Source organism: Dietzia sp. DQ12-76, assembly GCF_014145045.1.
Taxonomy (GTDB): domain Bacteria; phylum Actinomycetota; class Actinomycetes; order Mycobacteriales; family Mycobacteriaceae; genus Dietzia.
In genome coordinates this window covers 1-4,129 of record NZ_JAALDV010000497.1, presented here as the reverse complement: position 1 = coordinate 4,129, position 4,129 = coordinate 1, and the positions used below count along the sequence as shown (strand labels likewise).

At 70.9% G+C, this 4,129-nt stretch carries 5 protein-coding genes and 1 riboswitch; of the genes, 2 read left to right on the top strand and 3 right to left on the bottom strand.

Annotated features, from left to right (window positions below):
- Both cobF and G6019_RS15470 read left to right on the top strand, forming a co-directional pair.
- Positions 1-724 (top strand): precorrin-6A synthase (deacetylating) (gene cobF, locus G6019_RS15475; RefSeq protein ID WP_182627976.1); only part of this gene is annotated, 724 nt, incomplete at its 5' end.
- 42 nt (positions 725-766) lie between these two features.
- Entirely contained in the window at positions 767-904 is a 138-nt protein-coding gene (locus tag G6019_RS15470) for a hypothetical protein (protein WP_182613492.1), read from the top strand.
- Positions 905-970: 66 nt separating this feature from the next.
- On the opposite strand, the gene G6019_RS15465 is transcribed toward G6019_RS15470, so the two are convergent.
- From G6019_RS15465 to G6019_RS15455, 3 genes are read right to left on the bottom strand one after another with little or no spacing between them, the layout of a single operon-like run.
- A complete protein-coding gene (locus tag G6019_RS15465) occupies positions 971-1,762 on the bottom strand; it encodes an ABC transporter ATP-binding protein (RefSeq protein WP_194305810.1) in 792 nt (263 codons plus the stop codon).
- Positions 1,759-2,820: a FecCD family ABC transporter permease gene (locus G6019_RS15460; protein WP_182613501.1), complete on the bottom strand. Its 1,062-nt coding sequence runs from the start codon at positions 2,818-2,820 to the stop codon at positions 1,759-1,761. The genes G6019_RS15465 and G6019_RS15460 overlap by 4 nt, the downstream gene beginning before the upstream one ends.
- A gap of 4 nt (positions 2,821-2,824) precedes the next feature.
- A complete protein-coding gene (locus tag G6019_RS15455) occupies positions 2,825-3,853 on the bottom strand; it encodes an ABC transporter substrate-binding protein (RefSeq protein WP_182613493.1) in 1,029 nt (342 codons plus the stop codon).
- A gap of 55 nt (positions 3,854-3,908) precedes the next feature.
- Positions 3,909-4,088: riboswitch (cobalamin riboswitch) on the bottom strand.
- Positions 4,089-4,129 lie beyond the last annotated feature (41 nt).

The following is a 4,129-nucleotide window of genomic DNA, read 5'->3' as shown; positions in this document are numbered from 1 at the left end:
ACTCGATCAGATCACGATGGAGGCGGTCGCCGCCCTGCGCGCGTCCGAGTATGCGCTCGCTGCCGTCAAGGGCCCGGGCGACCCGCTGGTCGACCTCCGTCGGCGGTTGCTCGCCCGGCACGCGCCGGGCGTCGAGCTGGTGGGAGTCGCTGATCCGGAACGAGACCGCTCGTCGTCGTCGACCTCCTCACAGGACGGGTACCGCGGCGTGGTCCTGGACTGGCACGAGGCCCGTTCCCTGGCGTGGGAGAGGGTGTTGGCGGACCGGCCCGGCGACGTGGCGGTGCCGGTGTGGGGTGATCCGGCCTTCTACGACTCCACGCTGCGGATCGTCGACCGGATCCTCGCCCGTGGCCGGCTCGACTTTGACGTGGAGGTGGTCCCGGGCATTTCCGCTCTACAGGTGTTGGCCGCGCGTCACCGGCTGGTCCTGCACGAGATCGGCGGGACGGTCACCGTGACCACTGGCCGTCGTCTGGCGGAGGTCGTCGCCGGCGGCGCGGACAACGTGGTGGTGATGCTCAACGCCGGCCTGCCTCTCGATCACCTGGCGGACTGGCACATCTGGTGGGGCGGCAACCTCGGTGACCGGGGGGAGTGCCTGATTTCGGGCGGGGTCGGCGATGTCTTGCCCGAGATCCGGAACGCGCGCGAGCGGTTGCGCACGGAGCACGGCTGGGTGATGGACGTCTACCTGCTGCGCCGCCCGGTCGCGGCCGGCTGACAGGGTGCCTACACTGGCGCTCCCCGATGATGGAGGTACCCGATGGCGTTCCTGAGAAACGCATTGAAGACCGGAGTCGCGCTCAAGGCCGTCGAAGTGGTCAGGCGGGAGGCGTCCAAGCCGGAGAACCAGCGCAAGGCCCGCGAATTCGCGGAGAAGCTCCGCAACCGCAAGCGCTGAACAGCTGCGCCCCTCGGTCGGGGATCGCGGACCTGCGCCCGCGGTTCACGCCCAGGCTCCCGTGGGTCAGCGGGCGAGATAGCGCACGTGCACCGCGGGTCCGTCGTGGAGCACCTCCGCGCGGACCCCGTACACCGTCTGTATCAGCGCTGGTGTGAGCACCTCCGACGGGCGGCCCCCGGTCACCAGGCGCCCCCCGGACAAGACCTCGAGCCGGTCGCAGAAGCTGGCCGCGAGGTTGAGGTCGTGCAGCGCCGCCACCACCGTCGCCCCGGTGCCCCTGACCAGGGCCAGGAGGTCGAGTTGATGGCGGATGTCGAGGTGGTTGGTCGGCTCGTCGAGCACGAGGACGTCCGGTTCCTGAGCCAGCGCCCGCGCGATCTGCACCCGCTGCCGCTCGCCGCCCGAGAGGGTGGCGTACCGCTGGTCGAGACGATCGGTGAGGGCGGTGGTGGCGGCGGCGCGGAGTACGGCCTCCTCGTCCTGCGTGCGGGGGCCCGACCACGCGGCGCGGTGCGGGATGCGACCGAGTTCGATCACGTCCCGCACCGTCGGGTTCTGGTCGGTGGACACCTCCTGCTCGACAAGGGCCACGTGCCGGGCGACCCGCCTGCGGGGCAGGCGCCGGATGTCCGTGCCGTCGAACAGGACGCGACCGGTCGAGGGCCGCAGCAGGCCCGTCATGACGCGCAGCAGGGTGGACTTGCCCGAGCCGTTGGGGCCGAGGACCCCCACCATCGTCCCGGGCTCCGGTGCCAGGGAGAGATCTCTCAGGATGGGCCGACCGCGGACGGACCACGACACGCCCTGGGCTTCGAGGGTCGCCGCCCCCTGCCCCTCCGGGGGCCCGGTCGTCATCGGGCCCTGCCCTTGCGGAGGAGGAGGACCACGAACGCCGGCACGCCGATCAGAGCGGTGGCCACTCCGATCGGCAGTTCCTGCGGCGCGAGGACCGTCCGGGCGGCGGCGTCGATCCAGACCACGAAGACCGCTCCCATCAACGCCGCCGTCGGCACCAGGACGCGGTGCCGCATGCCGACCACCGCCCGGGCGGCGTGCGGCAGCACCAGACCCACGAACCCGATCGCACCACAGGTGCTGACGATGACCGCGGTGATGAGTGCGGTGACCACCATGAGCACGAGCCGGGTGCGGGCCACGTCCACACCGAGGGCGGCCGCCGCGTCCTGGCCGAAGGTGAAGGCGTCGAGGCTGGAGGTGTGCAGGAGACACACCAGCAGACCGGCGAGCACGACGACGCCGCACGCGGCCACGTCCGACCACCGGACGGAGGACAGCGAGCCCAGCAGCCAGAACAACACACCGCGGGTCTGTTCGGCGTCGGCCGCGGTGTAGACGACGAACGAGGTCACGGCCGAGAACAGCTGGGTGGCGGCGACCCCGGCGAGCACCACCCGGTCGGTGGTTCCGCCGGAGGCGAAGGCCAACAGCAGGACGAACCCGAAGGCGGTCAGCGCCCCGACGAACGCGCCCGTGGTGAGACCGACCGCCCCCGCCCCCACACCGAGCACCACGATGAGCACCGCGCCCGTCGAGGCGCCGGAGGAGATTCCGAGGATGTACGGGTCGGCCAGAGGGTTGCGGAGCAGGGACTGCAGGATCACCCCGCACAGGGCGAGCCCCGCGCCGGCCAGTGCCGCCATGAGGGTTCTGGGCAACCGGAGGTTCCAGATGATCCCCTCCTGGATGCGCGTCAGCCCCGACTCGGTGCCGGAGAGCCGCGCCAGGGCGGACTGCACGACGTCGCCGGCCGTCAGACCCGAGGGACCGATCGTCAGGACCAGCGCCGTGGAGACCAGCAGGACGGCGACGCCGGCGATCCAGAGGATGCCCAGGGCGGCGGGGCGCCGGAGAGGAGCCTGTCTGGTGGTGCGAACCGGCGGGGCACTGGGCAGCAGGTCAGTTCGATGGATCGTGCTCACCGACCAGCCCGAGGTCGTCGAGGCCCGCGGCGACGGTCTCGACGCCGTAGACCGTGCGGAGGGAGGGGTTCATCTCAGCGCCCGTGAGCTCGATGAACCGCTTCTCGCGGACCGCCGACATCTCCCGGGTCACCGGATTCGATTCCAGGTAGGCGATCTTGGCGGCCCCGGTCTCGGCGGTCTGGCTCCGGCGGGTCAGGTCGCCGAGGACGATGACGTCGGGATCGCGCTCGGCCACCACCTCCCAGTTGATCTGGGGCCACTCCTGGGTGGTGTCGTCGAACACGTTCTTCAGACCGAGGGTCGTCGAGATCAGTCCGGGGGCACCGCAGCAGCCGGCCAGGTACGGGGATTCGGAGTTGGCGAACCAGAACATCGCCGAGACCCCGGTCGCGTCCACGTCCTCGTGTGCCCGGTCGAGCCGGCCCTGCAGGTCCGTCACGAGTCGTTCTCCGGCCTCCTCGACCTGGAAGATCTGCGCGAGTTCGGTGATCTCCCGGTAGAGCAGATCCGGGGTGAACGGTTGCTCTCGCACCCCGTCCCCGGAATCGGAGATCTTGCCGACGCAGTCGGCGGGGGAGAGGTAGGTGCCCACGCCCAGCTCATGGAACTGCTCGCGGGTCGCGACGCCGCCCTCGCTGAGCGTGCTGCCGAACGAGGCGGTGACGAAGTCCGGTTCCACGTCGAGGACGGACTCCATCGACGGCGCGTTGTCGGCCAGTCGCGGGATGCCGGCGTTGGCCTCGGCGAACTCGTCCAGAACGGGGTCGGTCCAGGTGGCGGTGCCCACCATCCGGTCGGCGAGGCCCAGGGCGAGCAGGATCTCCGTCGAGCTCTGGTTGAGCGAGACGATCCGCTCGGGAGCGGAGTCGACGGTCACCTCCTGTCCGCAGTTCTCGATCGGGCCGACCGCGGGGCCGGCGGTGGCGGCCGGGTCATCGGCGGTGCAGGAGGTCAGGACGAGGGCGGCGGCGCCGACGAGGGCGATCAGGCCTGATTTACGCATGGGTGTACTCCGAGGTCGCGGGCCTGGAACGCGAAGCCCGATCATGACCTGGCGGTGGGGACCGCGAGGGCCAGCCGGTATTCGGACTCGGGATCACCTGGACGGGGCGCCTTCCCAGATCCTGCGATCCAGTGGCATCGTGCCCCGCCATCACCCATACCGCTGCGCGTCAGTCCCGGAGTCACACCGGGTTCCCGCGACCCCAGGGGGTCATGCTGGCGATCAGACGTTAACACGACCCGGTCGTCAGTGGCCTGCTGCGGTGATCTCGGACGG